This window comes from Bradyrhizobium sp. USDA 3397 (genome assembly GCF_054060965.1).
Window position 1 is genome coordinate 1,310,754 of sequence record NZ_JBSSDS010000001.1, and the last position, 19,978, is coordinate 1,330,731.

A 19,978-nucleotide genomic window follows, 5' to 3' on the forward strand; every position below is an offset into this window, starting at 1 on the left:
CCTCGCTCCACCTGCATAATGATGAAACGGTAACCGTAGGATGGCCCTTAGGTTCCCCGGCTAAGGGAGCACCTCGCGGTCCTGCAGAGCGGACGTGGCGTGATACGGCGGAAGCGCGCTCTGAAGCGGGCTTAGACCGGCGTATAGATCACGAGCTTCAGCGCGGGATCGTCGTTGGCCTGGAAGCTGGTGTGCTCGAACTGCAGCACGCCCTTGCTCGGATGGTTCATGGTCTTGCGGCCCGAGATGGTGCTGCGGATGTCGTGCGCCCCCCACCATTTGACGAACTCCGGACTGCCCTCGCGCAGCCGCATCAGCAGCTCCGTGAAGGCGGGATCGCCGGCCCAGACGTCGTGGGTGGCGCGAAACATCGCCACCATGCGCTTGGCAACGTCGGTCCAGCTCGCGCCGTAGAATTTTCGCGTCTGCTTGTTCGTCAACACCAGAAGCAGCGTGTTACGATCCTCCTCGGGGAACTGACCGAAGCCAAAGACCTCCTCGGCCGCCGCGTTCCAGGCCAGCACGTCCCAGCGACGCCCGGTGATGTAGGCTGGCTGCTCTAGGCTCTCGATCATCCGCCGGATGGGCGGCGGCACGATCTCGCGGGTGAACGCGTTTCTCGCACCGTCACGGGCCAACGCTTTCAGATGCGCATGCTCGGTCTTGCTGAGCCGCAGCGCACGGGCGAGCGCATCGATGGTGGCGACCGACGGGCTGACCGTTCGGCCCTGCTCGAGCCGGATGTACCAATCGACACCGATCCCGGCGAGTTGAGCCACCTCCTCGCGACGCAGCCCCGCGGTACGCCGCCTGGAGGTCAGGGGAAGTCCGACCGCTTTTGGCGTGAGCTTCTCGCGGCGGGACCGCAGAAAGTCGCCGAATTCGACGCGGCGGGGGTCGGCCATGACGTGCTCCCGTAGGGAGGGACAAGACAATACTAGGATAATACCAGGCCTTCCTGCCCGCCGACAGCCCTTGCATATTCCGTGCACCTCACAATGAGGTGCGAACGAAGGTCAACATCATGAAGGCTGCCGTACTTAAATCTTTCGGATCCCCGCTGGTCATCGAGGACGTCCCCGAACCGGTGCTGGGCACCGGCGAGGTGATCGTCGATGTCGTCGCCACCCGCGTGCTGTCCTATTCCAAGGAAGTGTTCAGCGGTGAACGCAAGTACGCGTTGGACTTGCCCGTCATTCCCGGAGCCGGCGGGGTCGGCCGGGTACGCTCGGTCGGCCCGGACGCAACGAAACTGTCCGTGGGCGACTGGGTGCTCTGCGATCCCACGGTGCGCTCGCGCGACGACGCGATCGCTCCCGACATTCACCTGCAGGGTGTGAGCGCGCGCGGCGAAGGCGGCATGCGGCTACAGAAATATTTCCACCACGGCTCCTTCGCCGAGCGGATGATGGTACCGACGGAGAACCTCACGCGGCTCGGCGAACTCAGCGAAGCAGAAGCCACGCAATGGAGCGTGCTCGGCACCATGCTCGTGCCCTATGGCGGCTTCCTTGCCGCAAAGCTGCAGGCCGGCGAGACCGTGCTCGTGAGCGGCGCGACCGGCAATTTCGGCAGTGCCGCCGTGGCCGTGGCGCTCGCGATGGGCGCGGCCTGTGTCGTGGCGCCGGGCCGAAACGAGAAGATGCTGGCCGAGCTCGTGCGTCGCCATGGCACGCGCGTCAGGCCGGTGAAGCTGACGGGCAACGAGAATGACGACCGCGAACTGATGAAGCGCGCCGCGCCTGGCCCGATCGATTGCGCGTTCGATATCATGCCGCCCTCCGTCGCCACGACGGTGGTGCGCGCCGCGATCATGACGGTGCGGCCCAACGGCCGCATCGTGCTGATGGGCGGCGTCAACATGCAGGGCGGTCCAGGGCTGGAGCTGCCCTACAACTGGATCATGCGCGAATGCATCACAATCCATGGCGTCTGGATGTACCCGCGCGATGCCGCGGCTCGCCTGGTCGCGCTGGTACGCGCGGGACTGCTCAAGCTGGAGGAGTATGAGACGACAGCCTTCGACCTCGATCACGCCAATGCCGCCGTGGAGCACGCCGCGGCCAATGGCGGGCCGTTCAAATCGACGGTAATCAGGCCCTGAGTCCCGAGGCGCGCGGCGCAGCGCCGTCGCCGATTTTTTCGGAAGTCCCACCAAGCACTTGGCTACTGTGCATGGGGTTGTTTTCGCAGTTGTTATTTTGACGTTGAACGCACGCCGCGTCGGGACTGCACCTCTCCCTCCGGAGAGGTGAACGCGCCTGCGACTGGCTTCGGTTAGCTAATCGAGCTCGACCACCTGACCGTGCGACAGGGAGACCCGCCGGTCCATGCGGCCGGCGAGCTCCATGTTGTGGGTCGCGATCAGCATCGACACATGCGTCGCCTTGACCAGCTGCATCAGCGCCTGGAACACGTGCTCGGCGGTGCCGGGGTCGAGATTGCCGGTTGGCTCGTCCGCAAAGAGCACGCGCGGCGCGTTGGCCACTGCACGGGCGATGGCGACACGCTGCTGCTCGCCGCCCGACAGCTCGGCCGGACGATGGGTGATGCGGTCGCCGAGGCCGAGATAACCGAGGATCTCCTTGGCACGCTTGACGGTCTCGGACTTCTTCAGGCCGCGGATCATCTGCGGCAGCATGACGTTCTCGAGCGCCGAGAACTCCGGCAGCAGCCGGTGCGACTGGTAGACGAAGCCGATATCGGTGCGGCGCAGCTGCGTGCGCTCGATGTCGGGCAGTTGCGAGGTCGGCGCGCCCGAGACATAGACCTCGCCGGAATCGGGGGCTTCCAGCAGCCCTGCGATGTGCAGCAGCGTCGACTTGCCCGAGCCAGACGGCGCCACCAGGGCGACGGACTGGCCGGCCCACAGCGCCAGCTTGGCGCCGTCGAGGATCGTCAGCGGCACCTCGCCCTGCAAGTACTGCCGCTTTATCTCGTGGAGATAAATGACCGGCACATCTTCTGCCCCCTGCTGCTGCTCCATCAGTCCCTCACTCGTACCGGAGCGCTTCGACGGGATCGAGGCGCGCGGCGCGCCACGACGGATAGAGCGTCGCCAGGAACGACAGCGTCAGCGCCATGATGACGACGGCCGTGGTCTCGCCGACGTCGATCTCGGCGGGCAGTTTCGACAGGAAGTAGAGCTCCGGCGAGAACAGCTCGGTCGAGGTCAGCCAGGACAGAAATTGCCGGATCGATTCGATGTTGACGCAGATCACGAGGCCGACGCAGAAGCCGACCAGCGTGCCGACGACGCCGATCGAAGCGCCCGTGATCAGGAAGATCCGCATGATCGAGCCCTGCGAGGCGCCCATGGTGCGCAGGATCGCGATGTCGCTGCCCTTGTCCTTCACCAGCATGATCAGGCCGGAGACGATGTTGAGCGCGGCGACCAGCACGATCATGGTCAGGATCAGGAACATCACGTTGCGCTCGACCTGGAGCGCGTTGAAGAAGGTCGAGTTGCGCTGCCGCCAATCGACCAGGAAGATCGGACGGCCCGCCGCCTCCGTCACCGCCTTGCGGAAGGCGTCGATCCTGTCGGGGTTGGTCGTGAACACCTCGATCGAGGTGACGTCGTTGCTGCGGTTGAAGTAGGCCTGCGCTTCGGCAAGCGGCATGAACACGAAGCCGAGATCGTATTCGGACATGCCGATCTCGAACACCGCGACGATCTTGTACGGCTTTATGCGCGGCGTCGTTCCCATGGGCGTCACTGCGCCCTTCGGCGCCACCAGAGTGATGCTGTCGCCGGCATGCAGCGAAAGCTGATCGGCGAGGCGCCGGCCGATCGCAACGCCCTGCCCTTCGTCAAACCCCTCGAGCGAGCCCTGCTTGATGTTCTTGGCGATCGAGGTGAGGTTGTTGAGATCGTCGGAGCGGATGCCGCGCACGAGGACGCCCGAGGCGTTCCATGGCGATGACGCCAGCGCCTGACCGTCTACCACCGGCGCCGCGAGCCGGATGCCCTGGACCTGGCTGAGACGGTCGGCAACGTCCTTCCAGTCGGTCAGCGGCGATTCCAGTGGCTGGACCAGGATGTGGCCGTTGAGGCCCAGGATCTTGTCGAGCAGCTCCTTGCGGAAGCCGTTCATCACGGCCATGACGATGATCAGCGTCGCGACGCCGAGCATGATGCCGAGAAAGGAGAACCCGGCGATGACCGAGATGAATCCTTCCTTCCGGCGCGCCCGCAAATAGCGCGCCGACAGCATCCACTCGAAGGGCGCGAAAGGCGCGGTTTGCACGGTTTCGGTCATGGTCTCATCCATCGCTCGATAATCCCATGATTCGGGGTCAATTGTGGCCGGATTGGCGGCCGCGATATCGCGCGATGAACAATATTCAGCCGACCGGCCTCATCAGCCCACAAGTCTTGCGACCGCGTCGGCAGGCGACATGGTCTCGCGCGCGCCGTCGCTGCGCCGCTTGATCTCGACCTTGCCGTCGGCAAGGCCCTTCGGCCCGATCATGATCTGCCAGGGGATTCCGATCAGGTCGGCGGCGGCGAATTTGGCACCGGCGCGTTGGTCGGTGTCGTCATAGAGCACGTCGACACCCCTGGCCGTAAGATCGGTATAAAGCTTCTCGCAGGCCGCATCGACCGCGGCGTCACCCTGCTTGAGGTTGAGGATCGAGACACGGAACGGCGCCACCGCCTCCGGCCATTTGATGCCGGCATCGTCATGGCAAGCCTCGATGATGGCACCGAGCAGGCGCGAGACACCGACGCCGTACGAGCCGCCATGGATCGGCACGTCGACACCATCAGGCCCCGCCACGAGCGCCTTCATCGGCTCGGAATATTTGGTGCCGAAATAGAAGATCTGGCCGACCTCGATGCCGCGGGTGTTCACCCGCTTGTCCACGGGCACCTCCTGCTCGAACCGCGCGGCATCGTGGACGTCTTCGGTCGCCGCATAGAGCGAGGTCCATTGCTTGATGATCGGCGTCAGATCGCTCTCATAATCCACGTCCTCGCCCGGCACCGGCAGGTCCAGCACGTCGCGATTGATGAACACGCCGGATTCGCCGGTCTCGGCGAGCACGATGAACTCATGGCTGAGGTCGCCGCCGATCGGGCCGGTCTCGGCGCGCATCGGGATCGCCTTCAGCCCCATCCGCGCGAAGGTGCGCAAGTACGCGACGAACATCTTGTTGTAGGCGACGCGCGCCGCGGCCTCGTTGAGATCGAAGGAATAGGCGTCCTTCATCAGGAACTCGCGGCCGCGCATCACGCCGAAGCGCGGACGCTGCTCGTCGCGGAATTTCCATTGGATATGATAGAGATTCAACGGCAGGTTCTTGTAGGACTTCACATAGGCGCGGAAGATCTCGGTGATCATTTCCTCGTTGGTCGGTCCGTACAGCAGCTCGCGCTTGTGGCGGTCGGCGATGCGCAGCATCTCCGGGCCGTAGGCGTCGTAGCGGCCGCTCTCGCGCCAGAGGTCGGCGAGCTGGAGCGTCGGCATCAAGACCTCGATCGCGCCGGAGCGATTCTGCTCCTCGCGCACGATCTGCTCGATCTTCTTCAGCACGCGAAAGCCGAGCGGTAGCCAGGCATAGATGCCCGCCGCCTCCTGCCGGATCATGCCGGCACGCAGCATCAGCCGATGCGAGACGATCTCCGCCTCTTTCGGATTTTCCTTCAGGATGGGCAGAAAGAACCGCGACAACCGCATGGTAATACTCTGGGAATCAGTGATCGCCTGCAGTGAAACCGGATTGGGAGCGAAAACACAAGACGGGAATGAGGAAAAGCCGCTAACGCGGCGAAATACCTGTCATCTTTCCGTTGCCTTCAGGTTTGACTTCAGGAGCACCGTGCTCAGCAAAGCCGGTGAGCCTAGGGCGGTGGCACCTCGAGTTCATCCGCCAGCGTGATCTTCTCGAAATCGCTCACGAGCGCCTCGATGCGCACACGCCAGCGGCCGGCGAAGGGCAGTTCGACCTTGCGCACGTGCCAGTAGCCATCCGGCCCGAGCAAGGCGTCCCGTTCCATCGGCTCGATGCCGCGCTCGGGCAGGCTGAGCGTCAACGTCACCTCTTTGGCCGCCAAGGGCGTCCCATCGCCGGTCATGAGCTGGAGCACGAAATCGTCCTTGCCGACCTTTCCAGGCGACACCAGCACCTGGAACATCGCCTTGTCGCCGTGGATGTGGATCGCCAAAGGCGTCTCGGGAATGATCATTCGCGGCGGCGGCGTGAAGCGCCAGCCGGCGACGACGGCGAAGATGGCGAGGGCGATCACGCATTCGAGGAGGATCGAGCGCTTGAGGATGGCTTGGGCTCCACGATCGCGGGCGAGTGCCGGAGTGAGGCGGAAGCGGTTGAGCGCCGCAAGGGCGAGCAGCATGAGAACCAGGCCGAGCTTGATCGAGAGGATGAGGCCATAGCGGGTCTCGACCAACGCCGAAACTTTTTCGAGCTGAACAATCGCAAGGGCGAGGCCCGTCAATGCCAGCACGCCGACCGCCGGCATGGCGATGCCCGAGAAGCGCTTCACGACGGCGAGTGTTGCCGGCGTCGGCTTCGACAGCAAAGCCGCGAGCGGAGCAAGAGCGCCGATCCACAGCGCAACGCAGAGGCCGTGAAGAAACATCGCCGGGCGCATCATCATTCGAGGCGGCGCCGTTGCGGCATGCCCGCTCATGGCGAGCGACAGGCCCACGCCGACCATGGCAATGATCGCAAGAGCCCGCGAGGACCATGCGCTGCGCAGCGCCAGCAGAGCGAACAGCATCGCGGCGGCAGCAACTAGAAACGCGCGGCCGGCGCTGGTTGCCACCGCGACCTTCCAAGGCGCGGCCGTCGCGAGCGCCGCCGGCGGCAGGCCGAGGAGATCGAGGCCCAGCGCACCTAGCGACACCACCGCGCTCGAAAGGCCGATCGCGAGCGCCACGCGCGGCACGGTCATGCCGGCCAGAGACCATGATATCCAGCGCGCAAACCACACACCGCCGACGCCAACGAACAGTCCGAGATAGAGGCCAACGCGCGCCAGCCAGATCAGCGCGGCCAACCATTGGTCCGTACTCGCGGGCAGCTTCGTTTCCGACGGCATGCCGACTGAAAACATCACCGATCCCACGATCGGATGGCCATCCTGCGAGACCACGCGATAGCTGACGACCGCGGTCCCCTCAGGCAGATCCGCTGGTATCTGGATCGAAATCGTGTCGCCGGACGCACTGACGCGCGTCTCGTCCCGCGCCCTGCCCGTCCCGTCGATCAGCCGGATCGCGCCCGGCGTTACCGGTTCGTTGAACCGCAGCTCGACCACCTTCGGCGCGGTCGCGAGCGTGCTGCCATTCGCAGGCTCGACCGAGATCAGCGCCGCATGCGCGAGCGCACCGCTCGCGAAGCCCGCAGCGAAGAGCAGCGTCGCGAGCGCGGCGAGGAGGCGCATCAGGGTTTCGGCAGGAGCTTGACGCCAGGCGCCGGCGACTTGCTCTCATGCGAATGGCTTGACCCGTCGGTTGGGATCTCGATCCAGCGACGAACGCCGGTCTCGCATTCCTGAACCACTGGGAAGTACAAGGTCGTGTTCGCCTTGAGCTTGTCGGTCAGCACCGTCTGCATGATGAACTCGTCATAGTTCTTGTCCGGCAGCTTGCCGCCGGACCACGCCACCTCCTTGACGCCGGACGAGAGCTTGTTGCCGTGATAGTCGTATTCCCCGGCATATTTTCCCTCCACGATATCGATGGTCCAGCCGGCCTTGGGCATCGGCTTCACCGCGATCACCCCTTCCGGAATCTGTACGCGGATCTTCACCGTCGGCGAGCCCGCGCAGCCATGCGGCACGGTGAACACCGCCTTGTAGGACGCGCCGATCGTGGCTTGCTTGGTCTCAAGCGAGACATGCGCCGCCGCTGGTGTTGCGGCGAGCGCGGCAATCAGGACCAGACAGGATCGCTTCGACATATTCGGCCTCCCGAGAATCCAGAACAGTCTCATTTCATCTTCATTCCCGAATGATCCGGCATTTTCTTCATGTCCATGTGGCCCGAGTGTCCGCCATCGCCCGGCGCCTGCGCGCCGACGCCCTGGACGGCGAGCGCAACAGTGACCTTCCCGGCCTTCTCGAACTGAAGCGTCACCGGCACCTTGTCGCCCTGCTTGAACGGCCCCTTCAGCTCCTGAAGCATCAAATGATTGCCGCCGGGCGCGAGCTTCACGGTCTTGCCGGGCTCGATCGCCAGTCCCTTGTCGAGCGCGCGCATCTTCATCACGCCATTGTCCATGGCCATCTCGTGAATCTCGGCCTTGCCTGCGATATCGGCGGACACGCTGACCAACCTGTCGGCCGCGTTGCCCTTGTTTTCGATCGTCAGATAGCCGCCGGCGACCTTGGCGCCACCCGGCGTCGCCCGGCTCCAGGCCTGCGAGACCACGAGATCGCCGGCCTTGACGTCCTCGGCTGCGACCGCCGCGCTGGTGCCAAGCATCATGGCGGCGGCGAGAAGTGATAGCTTGATCCTGTTCATTTTGTTCCCTCGGTTTTGATCTGATCGACCACGGTCCGTCTTGGTGGTCTCGGCAGCCTCAGTGCGCTTACCATCGATACCTCATTCCGGTGTAGACCGCCCGGCCGGCACCTGGCTCGAACAAGGCCGACGTCGCCGTGGCGCGATCGATGATACTGGCGCTTGCAATGTAGGTCCTGTTGGTGAGGTTTCGACCCTCGATATAGGCGGAGAACGGCCCGCCATTGTCGAAGCCCGCTTTCAATCCGAGCAGTGCATACGGCTCGGTCGTCAACGTGTTCATACTGTCGACAAAATAGGCCTGCGGCACCCATTCGACGTTCGGACCAGCGTAGAATCCGGTCGGATGCTTGTAGAGCAATTCGGCGCGCAAATAGTGACGCGGCGCGCCGGGCAGCTGGTTGTTGCCGAACGCCGTGTCGCTGTCGAAGCGAAAATCGCTGTAAGTATAAGCGAGGTTGAGCCACACCTTATCGGGCGCGCCTCCTGTCACGAAGATATCGCGGAAGATTGCTGCCCCTGCCCCCGCCTCGACGCCCTGGTGGACGGTTCGGTCGGCATTGGTCACGTTGCAATTGCCGAACGCGCTGTACAGGCACAGCAGCTCATCGCGGATATCGGCACGATAGGCGGTCAACTCCCACGAATAGTCGGGCCGTCGCATGCGGGTCCCTATCTCGTAGGTCGTCGCAATCTGCGGGCGGATGCTGGTGAACGGAATCGTCGGAATGCCAGGACCGCGCGCGCTCTCGCCGAAGCTCGGCACTTCGGCGCTCCGCGAGACATTGGCGAAGGCCTGCCACGTCGGGTCGATCTGCCACAGCAGGCCCGCCTTCGGCGACCAAAGATCAAAGCGGGTTGCTCCCGACTGGTCGCCGTCGCTAAGAAACCGGTCCCGCCGATTGCGGGTCGCATGCAGAAATTGCGTGCCGGCAATCGCGGCGACGTTCGGCAGAAAATAGAAGCTGTCCTCCACGTAAACCGAGGTGTTCTCCGAGCGATCGAACGACGACGACAGCAATGCCCCCTTCTGTCCGGCAATGTTGGCGAATTGCTGGTTGTCGATGCTGCCATTCAACAGGTTGACGCCCGCGACCAGCCTGTTGCGGTAACCGCCGATCATGCGGTCGTCCGTGACCTTCGCGAAGCCGCCGTAATCCCTGTAGCGATAATCGAGCCACTGGAAGATCGGATGCATGAGGTGCCGGTCGAGGCCGAAGGCGCCGAACTCGAACCTGGTGTCGTCGAATCGGATCGTCGTTTTGTTTGCCAGCCTGACCGTGTCGATGTTGCGCTGCTGGTCCAGCGCAACGTTCGCCGGAGCCGCGGCCTCCGGATTGCTCAAGGCAGACGCCTTGGTGACGGTTCCTGGAATGCGTTGCCGCACCTCGTTGGCATTGAGATAGAATCGCGTCTCGAAATCCGGCGAGAACTGGTAGCCAACATTGCCGCTCACGCGGTTGCCCGAGCCGAAGCTGTGATCGCGGAAGCCGTCCGTGGCCTGCGTTGATGCGGTGACGAAACCATCCCACGGCCCGTTGGCGCCTCCTGCATTGGCCTGCAGTCGCCTGAACCCGAAGGCTCCCACGTCGAGCGAGACGCCATTCGGAAATCGGTCGCGCCCCGATGGCGTCACGAAGTTGACGGCGCCTCCCAGCGAATTGGCTCCGAACTGCAGCGCGTTCGCGCCCTTGTACACCTCGACATATTTGTAGGCGGTCGGGTCGATCTCCTGGAAATCGCCGTAGCCGTCCGCCGTATTGATCGGGATGCCGTCCATGTAAAGCTGCACGCCGCGCAGATGGAAATTGCGCGACAGGCCGGATCCGCGGATCGAAAGCCGGGTGTCGTCGCCCCATTTCGGTTGCGCAAATACGCCGGGCACGTAGTCCAGGACATCCTTGATCGTGCTGGCGGGAGTCGAGTTCCGGTAGGCCTCCGCTGTGACCAGCGCTACGCCGCCCGGCGTCTGGTTGATCTCGCTCAGCGCCTGCTGGGCGGTGAGAACCGTCAGGGCACCAGGGCCGGGGCCCCCTTCGGAAGCTGCCGTCGGTTGCGGACGCGCAGTTGCGGGCGCGCGGGCCCGCGTTGATCGCGCGGCGGTTCGCTGTGCGCGGGCTGGTGAGGCCCGTTTCTCCCGCGGCGCGTCGACCGTGACGGGAGGAAGCTCGCGTCGGTTTTCCTCGGCGATTGCATTGGACGGCACGACGAGGGCAGAAGCTGAGGCAAGCAGAATCTTACGTGCGGAAAGCAGTCGAAAGAAGCCTGAACGAGGCATGAGGTCATTCCTGATGCCGGCAGAGAGCCGGCGCATTGCGATCCCGGCACGGCGGAAGCCGGCGCGGAGCTGAAGGTTTCGCGGATCAGGAAATGCGAGGGGGAGCGCGCGCCCAAGCGCTCGAACCGTCGATGGCGGCGAGGACCGGCGCGTTCGCCACGTGCCAGACGATGCGGGCGATGGGGCGGACGGGCGTTGAGAACGCCGCATGGGGCGGCGCGTCAAGCGAGGCGTCAGCGTGCGCGAGGCAACAAAGCGCGCATGCGCCAGCTTTCGCGGCCGGTGTCCCGGTCTCGTCGACCGGGCCGCCCTGCTCACTTGCGCTGTGGCAGATGACGCCTGCAGAGAACGGATCGGCCGCAGCCTGGCCGGCCGCGAGACAGGCGGCGATCGGCGCCAGCACCTGCATCACAAGGGCGAGCAGGACCAGAGGCAGGAATTTTTGCAGGCGTGCGCGCATCCGCCGGACCATTCGTTCGTGCGCCAACTAATCACTCGGGCGCAGCTGAGTCGAGGCCAGTTCCGCCGCCTGTTGGGCCCTGCGCAAACTGCTCGAAAAATTGTGGTCGGACGACCCCCACCCCCGGCGGGCCGGTATCTAAGGCAGGGAGACCCGCCCGGCAATCCACAAATTTCTTATATCTGTCATATATTTAGGGGAGCGAAAGCCCGATCGTTTCGTCAGCTGCTCCTATTTTGAACATTCGTTGCCGAAAATGATGACAAGTGAGAAAAGTTGATCTAGCATCCCTCTTGCTCAGGCGCTGACCGCGAGGTCGAGGCCTGGTGGTCCAAGTCTCGGGAGGAGCCCCTGGCGCGCAAAACGCAGCGTCGCCCCGTCAATCAAGATCAAATCTTAAGATCGGGGATAATAGGGTCGACACAATTTTTGAGCGGGGCCAGGGCCCCGCTCTTTTTTTGCCCGCGGCACTGAACTGTCGATGAACGCGGCCTTTCATCCCATCCACGACAGCTTTGAACGTGCGGCCTCGCGTTGCGCCGACCTCACGCCGCTCGTCTATCGACGTCTGTTCGAACTCCATCCGGAAACGCAGGCGATGTTCCGCGCGGATAGCGGTGACCTCGTGAAGGGGTCGATGCTAGGGCTGACGATCGAGGCGATTCTCGACTTCGCCGGCGAGCGCCGCGGGCATTTCCGGCTGATCGCGTGCGAGGTCGCCTCGCACGATGCCTATGGCACGCCGCGCGAGCTGTTCATCGCGTTCTTCGTCGTCATCAGGGACGTGCTCCGCGATCTGCTCGGCGATGAATGGACGCCCGAGATCGCGCGGGCCTGGGATACATTGCTCGCCGAGATCGACGCATTCGCCGCCGCGGCCAGCTGACGCTTTGCGCTGCACCAACGCGCGGGCTGCGACGACGCTGCGGCTGAATGCAGATTGAGTGCGAACAACTCTTGTGAGAGACTTTCGGAGATCGGTAGCGCTACCAATGACGCGCCGACGACAAAATATATGGGAGCGAGCGATGTCCGGGACGAAAGATTTCTCGACGACCAGGCGCGATCTTCTTCAGGCGGCTGCGGCCGCCGGCGCCGGAGCTGCCATCCTCGGCAGCATGGGCATAAACCCCGCACTGGCCGCAGTCGGACGCAGCGAGAAGCCGTTGAAGGCGGCCTTCTCCAACGCCGGCCTCCAGGCCACCTGGTGCGCGCAAGGCAAGCAGGCGGCGGAATTCTGGGGCAAGCTGTTCAATGTCGAGGTGACCTGGTTCGACGGGCAGCTCGATGCGGTGAAGCAGCGCGCGGCGATCGACAATATGGCCTCGCAGAAATGGGACTTCGTCGCGATCCAGGCCTTCGGCATCGGCACCCTCACCCAGCCGGTGCAGAAGATGATCGACGCCGGCACGCCCGTGATCGACATGGACACGCTGATCGCGCCGCTCGATCAGATCAACGTCCATTCCTTCCTCGCTCCCGACAACGAGTTCATGGGCGCTTCGGTGACGCAGGCGCTGTGCAACGCCATGGGCGGCAAGGGCAAGATCATCATGACGCAGGGCGCGCTCGGCCACACCGGTGCGCAGGGCCGCGCCAAGGGCTTCAACTCGGTCGTCAAGCAATTCCCGGGCATCGAAGTGCTGGACACCCAGCCGGCCGATTGGGACGTGTCGAAGACCGCCCGTCTCTGGGAGACCTATCTGACCAAATACCCGCAGATCGATGCGGCCTTCTTCCACAATGACGACATGGCGCTGGCCGCCGCCAACATCATGAAGGCGCGCAATCGCACCAACATCCTGATCGGGGGGGTCGACGCCATGCCGCCGGCGATCCAGGCGGTCAGCGAAGGCCGCATGTTCGCGACCGTCCGCAATCCGTCCTGCCGCATCCATGGCGGCGCGATCGTCGCGGGCGTCTCCGCCGTGATCGGTGGCGAGAAGAGCGGACAGGGCATCCCGAAGAACGTCGTCACCGACGGTCCGGTCGTGACCAAGGCCAACGCCGCCGGAATGCAGTGGATGCAGGATCACTTCCTGATCTGAGCCTCCAGATTTTTCATGAGCGTGGGACAACAGCCCATCCTGGAACTGCAGGGCATCACGAAGAGCTTCGGCGGCGTCGAAGCGCTTCGTGGTGTCGACTTCGCGCTTTATCCCGGCGAAATCCACGGTCTCGTCGGCGAGAACGGCGCCGGCAAGAGCACGCTGATGAAGATCATCGCCGGCGTGCACACCGAGTTCTCCGGCCGCTTCCTGGTCGACGGCCAGGAGATGCATTTTCGCTCGGCGCGCGATGCGCACGCCGCCGGCGTCGCCATGGTGCACCAGGAGCTCAGCGTCGCGCCCGACCTGACGGTCGCGGAGAACGTCTTCCTCGGCAACCAGCCGACCAACGCCTTCGGCCTCGTGCAATGGCGGCGGATGGCGCGCGAGGCGGGCGAGCAGCTTGCACGCTTCGGCATCGACGTCGACCCGATGGCGCGGCTCGGCGACCTCCCGATCGGGCTGCAGCAGCTGATCGAGATCGCGCGCGTGCTGTTCTCCGGCGCGCGCATCGTCATCCTGGACGAGCCGACCTCCGCCCTCTCCCCGCCCGAGGTCGAGCGCCTGTTCGCAACGCTCCGGCGGCTGCGCGAGGAAGGCACGGCGATCGTCTTCATCTCGCATTTCATCGAGGACATCCTGCTGGCGTCCGACACGGTGACCGTGTTCCGCAACGGCCGCAAGGTTGCGGAGACGGCGAGCGCCGCGACCAGCAAGGGCGCGCTGATCGAGGCCATGATCGGCCGCGGCGGCGAGGCGCTCGAGCACAGCTATACCGACGACCTGATGCTGCCGCAGCCGAGCGACAGCAAGGTCATTCTCAGCGTCGACCAGCTGTCGCTGTCCCGCAGCCTTCAGGACGTCTCGTTCGAGGCCCGTGCCGGCGAGGTGCTCGGTATCTACGGCTTCATGGGCTGCGGCCAGCAGGAGCTGTCGCGCATCCTGTTCGGCAAGCTGAAGCCGGACGGCGGCACGCTTGCAGTCGAAGGCGTGCCGAAAACTTTCGCCAGCACGGCGGCGGCGCGGCGCGCCGGCGTGGCGCTGGTGCCGGAGAGCCGGCGCGACATGCTGTTCCACCAGGAGCCGGTCTACAAGAACATCTCGATCAGCATTCTCGACCGCATCTCCTCGCTGCTGCTCAAGCCGGCGCAGGAGCGCGACATCGCCAAGCGCCAGGTCGAGCAGCTGCAGATCAGGCCGCCAGTGGTCGGCCTCGATCTCGGCATGCTATCGGGCGGCAACCAGCAGAAGGTCGCGCTGGCGAAATGGCTGACCTATCCGCCCAAGCTGCTGGTGCTGTGCGAGCCGACCCGCGGCATGGATGTCGGCGCCAAGAACGACGTCATCAACATCGTGCGCGACCTCAGAACAAAGGGGCTCGCGATCATCGTGCTGTCGACCGAGCCGGAAACGGTGCTGTCGCTGGCCGATCGCATCCTCGTGCTCAAGCGCGGCGCCTTGGTGCGTGAATTCAAGAACGAGCCGGTCAGCAAGGACCGCCTGCTGGAAGCGGCGTGACGGAGAAGCACATGAGCAGCGAGACGGCTTTGCCGACAGGACAACGGGCACGGGGCCTTGCGCCCTTCCTGCGCTCGCAGATGCGCAACATCGCCCCGTTCCTGACGCTGATCTTCCTCACCGCCTTCTTCGCCTTCGCCAGCCCCTCCTTCGCGACGCTCGACAATCTCGGCAACATCCTGACCCAGGTGTCGGTGACGGGCATCATCGCTGTCGGCCTCACCTTCGTGATCCTCTGCGCCGAGATCGACCTGTCGGTCGCCAGCATCGCCAACGTCACGGGCATTGCCGTCGCCTACTTCACGCTGCAGGAATCCTACGTCAACATCGCCAACGTCCCGCTGCCCGGCGCGGTCGCGATCATCCTGTCACTCCTGCTCTGCGCCCTGCTCGGTCTCGTCAACGCCCTGGGGCTGACCGTGATCGGCATCCCCTCCTTCATCATGACGCTGGCAATGATGCAGATCGCCGCCGGCATCTCCGCGCTGCTGGTACGCGGCCAGATCGCCTACAAGGTGCCGAGCCTGATCACGACGCTGGGCTCGGGCTCGATCGGCGGCATCCCCTGGATCGTCATCGTCGCCGCCATCATGCTGCTCGGCGGCCATCTGGTGCTGACCTACACACGCTTCGGCCGCTACGTCTACATGGTCGGCGGCAATCGCGAAGCGGCCGAATATTCGGGCCTCAACGTCAAGCTGATCCTCGGCGCGGTCATGGTGATCTCGGCGGTGTGCTCGGGCCTCGGCGGCATGCTCGGCGTTGCCCATTTCGGCAGCGCGCAGCAGAACGAGTTCGACACCTACCTGCTCGATTCCATCGCCGCCGTCGTGGTCGGCGGCACCAGCTTGTTCGGCGGCCGCGGCGGCATCGGCAACACCATCGTCGGGCTTTTCGTCCTCGGTGTTCTCAATAACGGCCTCGACCACGTCAACATCGACAGCTTCCTGAAGATCCTGATCCGCGGCCTGATCCTGCTGGCGGCGCTGGTGATCAACGTCTACGCGCAGCGCTTGAGGGAGAAAGCGGCGGAGTAGACGGCCGGCAAAACAAAAGTGCGAAAACAACCCCATGCACAGTAGCCGGGGCCAGCGGAATCAATGACTTGCCGACGGGTGTCGTGAAATTGCGGATTTTGCGAAGTCGATTTGCTCCGTCGGGCAAAACAGGGGTATAGTGGCATCATCGGCAGCCCGCTTTGAAAGGCCGGTGCACGCCCGTCCCCCGTCATTGCGAGCGCAGCGAAGCAATCCAGACTGCCGCCGCGGAACGATTCTGGATTGCTTCGCTGCGCTCGCAATGACGACGTGGATTCGGGATCAGCTATATCGCGGTCAGCGGGTGCGGTCCAATCGCGAAAATCGAAAATTGCAGTGGCTGGCGCCGCCCGCGAGCGTCTGGGTCCGCTCCAGGCGGATGCCTCGCGTGGCGTAGGCGACGAAGTCGAGGCCGCAGATGTTCGGCAGGATTTCCGTGTCGCCGCGGCGCGCCGCGAGCTTGCAGAAGCCGCAGGCCTTGTAGTCGATGCCGAATTCGAAAGTGTCCTGCGGACCCGGCTCGACGAAATCGTAGACGAAATCTTCCGGAAACTCCGCTTGGTGATCTTTTGTATCGCTCCTTGCCGCCTGCTCGCGCATCAAGGCCTGGTTCTCACGTGACATGAACTGACGCCCTGCGGCGAGACGCTCGGCTTCGGGAATCGTCAGCAGCTGCGCCTTGTAGATTTCCCGCTCGATCTCCCCGATCACGGGTACCGGCACGCCGTGGCGCCGCAGCACCCGACTGATGGCCATAAAGCCGGTCAGGCGCATGAAGAAATCGCTCATGCGGCTTGCCGCGCCGCCGACATAGGGCATCTGGGTGAGGACGATCTCGAATTCGTCCATCACCTCCCGCCTGATTGCGTCGATGTCGGAGAGATGCGCTCCCTCGCGGAGCATCGCTTCGGCACGGTCGATTCGCTCGCGCATGGCGGCCTCCATCGCCTGCCGGTGCGTCTGGTAGAACGGATGAATCTCAGCCATTGGACACCCGATATGATTGGCTCATTGCAACGTCGACGACGCCGCTCATTCCGCGGCGATCGCCTCGATCTCCAGCAGCCAATTGCTGTCGACGGTCTCGACCACCACGACGGTCAGTGCCGGCTGGTGCTCCCCGAGCATCGCGCGGCGAATGGCGCGATTGGCGACGACTTGGCTGCGATCGGTCAGGAACGTCGTGACCTTGACCAGGTGCTCGACGCCAAGGCCTGCCGCGGCGAGCACCTCCCTGACATTGCGCCAGGCCTGCTCGCATTGCGCCTCGAAGCCATCAGGCACGGTGCCGTCGGAATTTTGAGGCACCTGGCCGCTGATGAACAGCAGGCGGCTGCGCTGCTTCAGCTCGAGTCCCATGCAGTAGCCGCCGGCGGGCGGGTGAACCGTTGCGGGATTGTGGCTGACGATGTGGGCTGGGGGCATGGCGTTTCTCCGGATTTGCCCCTCGAACGTATCCGCCGGTATCCCTGCTGCGCAAAGCATCATTGCTGCGGTTCAACGCAAGAAAATCTATTGCAAGGCGGCGGCCCATCGGTGTCAAAGTGAAGTTGCGATGACCTACGCCCTTCCCCCACTCAACGCACTCCGCGCCTTCGAGGCCGCTGCGCGCCATCTCAGCTTCAAGCTGGCCGCGCACGAACTGCACGTTACGCCCGCGGCCGTAGGACAGCAGGTGAAAGCGCTGGAGGCGCGCCTCGGCGTGCAGCTGTTCGAGCGTCTGCACAAGCAGCTCATCCTCACGGAGGCCGGCCGGGCCTATCTGCCCGGGATCTCCGAAGGCTTCCGCCACATTGCCGAGGCGACCTCGCAGCTGAAGCCGGCAGGCACGGTGCTGCTGCAAGTGGGGATCCACGGCAGTTACGACCTGCGCCGCCTCGAACTTGCGGCGTTTCGCAGCGCACATGCAGAGATCGGTTTGAGCGTGCTGCAGCCCGCCGGCCTGCACGAGCTCGTCGAAGGCAAGGTCGACCTCTTGATCGCCCGCGGCGTGAGCCACCATCCGGGCTATCGCTGCGAGCGGATCGATGAGGGATCGGGCGCGGGTGATTGGCTGGTTGCGCCGGAAGGCACGGCAGATTGTCCGGAGATCGTGAGTTTTCGCGTGTGGCTACGCGCGCTATCGGCGGACAATCCGCTCGCAAACCGCCGCCCGCGTCTGGTCGGCGGCGTCGGGAGCTGAGGGGGCACAACGTTGCGCGTCGAGGCCCGGACTTTCTTTCAACTCAACGCCCTACCCGTAAAGAGAAAATCGCGATGACCGTCTATGGCGCGTCGTCATAAACCCGCGCCCTAGATGAGGTCCGCTGTGCAGGGCCAGGAGCTGAATTGCGAGAAGTGGCAGCTGCTGACGTAAAACGGACATCGGCCGGCGAGTTGGCTTCAGCAATAGGACAAAGGGACCATCCTTTCTCTACCCCAGCAGTTCCTTCTGCGGACCGCATTTTCTTGATGCGGAGGTTTGTGGGCGCTTCTCATCCGCGAGACATTCTGTCGCAGAACCATTCGATTTGCCGGAGGACTAATCTCTAGGCGGAAATCTGTCGTTCGCAAGCCGAACGGCATGCAACGGGCGATCTGCGCCGTCAAGGTTGCAAGAGCCGTGGGCGTGGTCGCCCCTTTGCCGATCTGTCCAAGAGCGTGAAGTGGACTGCCGCAATACTGACCACTAGTCACGGAGGAGATACCATGACGGAGATCCGGCTGGCCTCGCTGCAGGGCGGGGCGATTACGCTTGAAAGCGATGCAATTGCTGCCTTTCGTCAAACCTTGCGAGGCAACGTCTGTCTGGCCGAGGAGCCGGGCTATGATGAAGCACGTACGATCTGGAATGCAATGATCGATCGCTACCCGGGCGCGGTCGTGCGCTGCAGAGGGGCCGCTGACATCATTCGTGCTGTACGCTTTGCCCGTGCGCATGGCCTCTTGATCGCCGTGCGCGGCGGCGGCCATAACATCGCGGGCAATGCTGTTTGTGACGGCGGGCTCTTAATTGATCTTTCCCTCATGCGCTCCGTCAGGGTTGATCCATTTCACCGCACCGCGCAAGTAGAGCCGGGCGCGACGCTTGGCGACTTCGACACGGAGGCGCAGGCTTTCGGCCTTGCGACCCCGCTCGGGATCAACTCGACGACCGGCGTTGCGGGATTGACACTGGGCGGCGGCTTTGGGTGGCTCAGCCGCAAGTTCGGGCTTGCCGCTGACAATCTGATCTCGGCGAACGTGGTGACGGCCGAAGGCGAGCTTGTCCGGGCGAGCATCGCCGAGAATACCGACCTGTTCTGGGCGCTCCGCGGAGGCGGAGCCAATTTCGGGGTGGTGAGTTCGTTCGAGTTCCGCCTGCATCCTGTTGGCCCAATGGTTCTGGCCGGACTCATCGTCCATCCCTTTGCGCGGGCGAAGGAGCTGCTCGCGGGCTATCGCGACGTCGCCGCCAAGGCGCCGGACGAACTGACGGTGTGGGTGGTGCTGAGGCAGGCGCCGCCGCTGCCGTTCTTGCCAGCCGAGGTTCACGGCAAGGAGATTGTCGCGTTCGCCGTCTGCTACACGGGAGAGGAGAACGAGGGCAAGCGCGCATTGGAGCCGCTGCGCGCGCTCGGAGAGCCGATCGCGGACGTGATCGGCATGCAGCCCTTCGCGGCTTGGCAGACCGCCTTTGACCCACTGCTTACGCCCGGCGCCTACAATTACTGGAAGTCGCACAATTTCGTTGAGCTCAACGACGGCCTTCTCGATACGCTGGAGAGCCATACGACCAGCCTGCCGACCGGAGAGTGCGAGATTTTCATTGGTCAGCTTGGTGGCGCCACCAGTCGCATGGCCGTCGACGCCACGGCGTTCCCCCACCGCGACGCGAACTTTGTCATGAACGTTCACACGCGATGGCGCGATCCGGCAGATGCGCAACGTTCGATCGCCTGGGCGCGCAGGCTCTTTACCGAGACCGCACCTCACGCAACCGGCGGCGTCTACGTTAACTTCATGCCGGAGGACGAGACCGATCGCGTCGCTGGCGCCTACGGCGCCAATTACGCTCGTCTTGCCGCGCTGAAGGCCAAGTACGATCCCGGCAATCTGTTCCGGTTAAACCAGAACGTCAGGCCGTCCACCGCACAGCGACCGGCCGCCTGACGGGCTACGGAGAC

18 protein-coding genes are annotated in these 19,978 nt (G+C 64.1%); 7 read left to right on the forward strand and 11 right to left on the reverse strand.

Going from position 1 to position 19,978, the window contains the following annotated elements; all coding sequences use genetic code 11:
- Nucleotides 1-131: 131 nt before the first annotated feature.
- Nucleotides 132-905: a helix-turn-helix transcriptional regulator gene (locus ACVWYQ_RS06125; protein WP_271538000.1), complete on the reverse strand. Its 774-nt coding sequence runs from the start codon at nucleotides 903-905 to the stop codon at nucleotides 132-134.
- A 119-nt stretch (nucleotides 906-1,024) separates the two neighbouring features.
- Between ACVWYQ_RS06125 and ACVWYQ_RS06130 the strand changes: the two genes are divergently transcribed.
- The gene (locus ACVWYQ_RS06130) at nucleotides 1,025-2,104 is read left to right on the forward strand and encodes a quinone oxidoreductase family protein (RefSeq protein ID WP_275510036.1); all 1,080 of its coding nucleotides are present in this window, start codon (nucleotides 1,025-1,027) and stop codon (nucleotides 2,102-2,104) included.
- 177 nt (nucleotides 2,105-2,281) lie between these two features.
- Here ACVWYQ_RS06130 and ACVWYQ_RS06135 read toward each other — a convergent pair whose 3' ends face one another.
- The 8 genes from ACVWYQ_RS06135 to ACVWYQ_RS06170 form a co-directional block, all read right to left on the reverse strand.
- Nucleotides 2,282-2,986 (reverse strand): ABC transporter ATP-binding protein, encoded by a 705-nt coding sequence (locus ACVWYQ_RS06135; RefSeq protein WP_036025279.1) that lies wholly within the window; start codon nucleotides 2,984-2,986, stop codon nucleotides 2,282-2,284.
- Between the two features lie 7 nt (nucleotides 2,987-2,993).
- Nucleotides 2,994-4,274: a lipoprotein-releasing ABC transporter permease subunit gene (locus tag ACVWYQ_RS06140; RefSeq protein ID WP_157283581.1), complete on the reverse strand. Its 1,281-nt coding sequence runs from the start codon at nucleotides 4,272-4,274 to the stop codon at nucleotides 2,994-2,996.
- Between the two features lie 90 nt (nucleotides 4,275-4,364).
- Nucleotides 4,365-5,684 (reverse strand): proline--tRNA ligase, encoded by a 1,320-nt coding sequence (gene proS / locus ACVWYQ_RS06145; RefSeq protein WP_404651544.1) that lies wholly within the window; start codon nucleotides 5,682-5,684, stop codon nucleotides 4,365-4,367.
- A gap of 164 nt (nucleotides 5,685-5,848) precedes the next feature.
- Nucleotides 5,849-7,411, reverse strand: coding sequence for a copper resistance CopC/CopD family protein (locus ACVWYQ_RS06150; protein WP_456725509.1), 1,563 nt, complete (start codon nucleotides 7,409-7,411; stop codon nucleotides 5,849-5,851).
- Nucleotides 7,411-7,929 (reverse strand): YcnI family copper-binding membrane protein, encoded by a 519-nt coding sequence (locus ACVWYQ_RS06155; protein ID WP_456725510.1) that lies wholly within the window; start codon nucleotides 7,927-7,929, stop codon nucleotides 7,411-7,413. The genes ACVWYQ_RS06150 and ACVWYQ_RS06155 overlap by 1 nt, the downstream gene beginning before the upstream one ends.
- Before the next feature lie 29 nt (nucleotides 7,930-7,958).
- Nucleotides 7,959-8,492, reverse strand: coding sequence for a copper chaperone PCu(A)C (locus ACVWYQ_RS06160; RefSeq protein ID WP_157283577.1), 534 nt, complete (start codon nucleotides 8,490-8,492; stop codon nucleotides 7,959-7,961).
- 67 nt (nucleotides 8,493-8,559) lie between these two features.
- Nucleotides 8,560-10,770 carry a TonB-dependent receptor family protein gene (locus ACVWYQ_RS06165; RefSeq protein ID WP_404540873.1) on the reverse strand — a complete coding sequence of 737 codons (2,211 nt, stop codon included), beginning with the start codon at nucleotides 10,768-10,770 and terminating at the stop codon, nucleotides 8,560-8,562.
- Between the two features lie 85 nt (nucleotides 10,771-10,855).
- Complete coding sequence (locus ACVWYQ_RS06170) at nucleotides 10,856-11,242, reverse strand: DUF2946 family protein (RefSeq protein ID WP_036010108.1); 387 nt, start codon at nucleotides 11,240-11,242, stop codon at nucleotides 10,856-10,858.
- Between the two features lie 469 nt (nucleotides 11,243-11,711).
- On the opposite strand from ACVWYQ_RS06170, the gene ACVWYQ_RS06175 reads away from it, so the two are divergent.
- From ACVWYQ_RS06175 to ACVWYQ_RS06190, 4 genes are all read left to right on the forward strand, one after another.
- On the forward strand, nucleotides 11,712-12,116 hold the full coding sequence (locus tag ACVWYQ_RS06175; RefSeq protein ID WP_456725511.1) for a globin: 405 nt from the start codon (nucleotides 11,712-11,714) through the stop codon (nucleotides 12,114-12,116).
- Between the two features lie 142 nt (nucleotides 12,117-12,258).
- Nucleotides 12,259-13,278, forward strand: a complete 1,020-nt coding sequence (locus ACVWYQ_RS06180) for a sugar ABC transporter substrate-binding protein (RefSeq protein WP_036038951.1) — start codon at nucleotides 12,259-12,261, stop codon at nucleotides 13,276-13,278.
- Between the two features lie 15 nt (nucleotides 13,279-13,293).
- On the forward strand, nucleotides 13,294-14,796 hold the full coding sequence (locus ACVWYQ_RS06185) for a sugar ABC transporter ATP-binding protein (RefSeq protein ID WP_456725512.1): 1,503 nt from the start codon (nucleotides 13,294-13,296) through the stop codon (nucleotides 14,794-14,796).
- Nucleotides 14,797-14,807: 11 nt separating this feature from the next.
- Nucleotides 14,808-15,833 (forward strand): ABC transporter permease, encoded by a 1,026-nt coding sequence (locus ACVWYQ_RS06190; protein ID WP_456725513.1) that lies wholly within the window; start codon nucleotides 14,808-14,810, stop codon nucleotides 15,831-15,833.
- 297 nt (nucleotides 15,834-16,130) lie between these two features.
- On the opposite strand, the gene ACVWYQ_RS06195 is transcribed toward ACVWYQ_RS06190, so the two are convergent.
- Nucleotides 16,131-16,820, reverse strand: coding sequence for an L-2-amino-thiazoline-4-carboxylic acid hydrolase (locus ACVWYQ_RS06195; RefSeq protein ID WP_456725514.1), 690 nt, complete (start codon nucleotides 16,818-16,820; stop codon nucleotides 16,131-16,133).
- Between the two features lie 45 nt (nucleotides 16,821-16,865).
- Nucleotides 16,866-17,258, reverse strand: a complete 393-nt coding sequence (locus tag ACVWYQ_RS06200) for a RidA family protein (RefSeq protein WP_456725515.1) — start codon at nucleotides 17,256-17,258, stop codon at nucleotides 16,866-16,868.
- A 130-nt stretch (nucleotides 17,259-17,388) separates the two neighbouring features.
- Between ACVWYQ_RS06200 and ACVWYQ_RS06205 the strand changes: the two genes are divergently transcribed.
- Together ACVWYQ_RS06205 and ACVWYQ_RS06210 are read left to right on the forward strand one after the other, a co-directional pair.
- Complete coding sequence (locus tag ACVWYQ_RS06205) at nucleotides 17,389-18,015, forward strand: LysR family transcriptional regulator (RefSeq protein ID WP_456725516.1); 627 nt, start codon at nucleotides 17,389-17,391, stop codon at nucleotides 18,013-18,015.
- Between the two features lie 506 nt (nucleotides 18,016-18,521).
- Nucleotides 18,522-19,964: an FAD-binding oxidoreductase gene (locus tag ACVWYQ_RS06210; RefSeq protein WP_271538009.1), complete on the forward strand. Its 1,443-nt coding sequence runs from the start codon at nucleotides 18,522-18,524 to the stop codon at nucleotides 19,962-19,964.
- The last annotated feature ends 14 nt before the right edge of the window (nucleotides 19,965-19,978 follow it).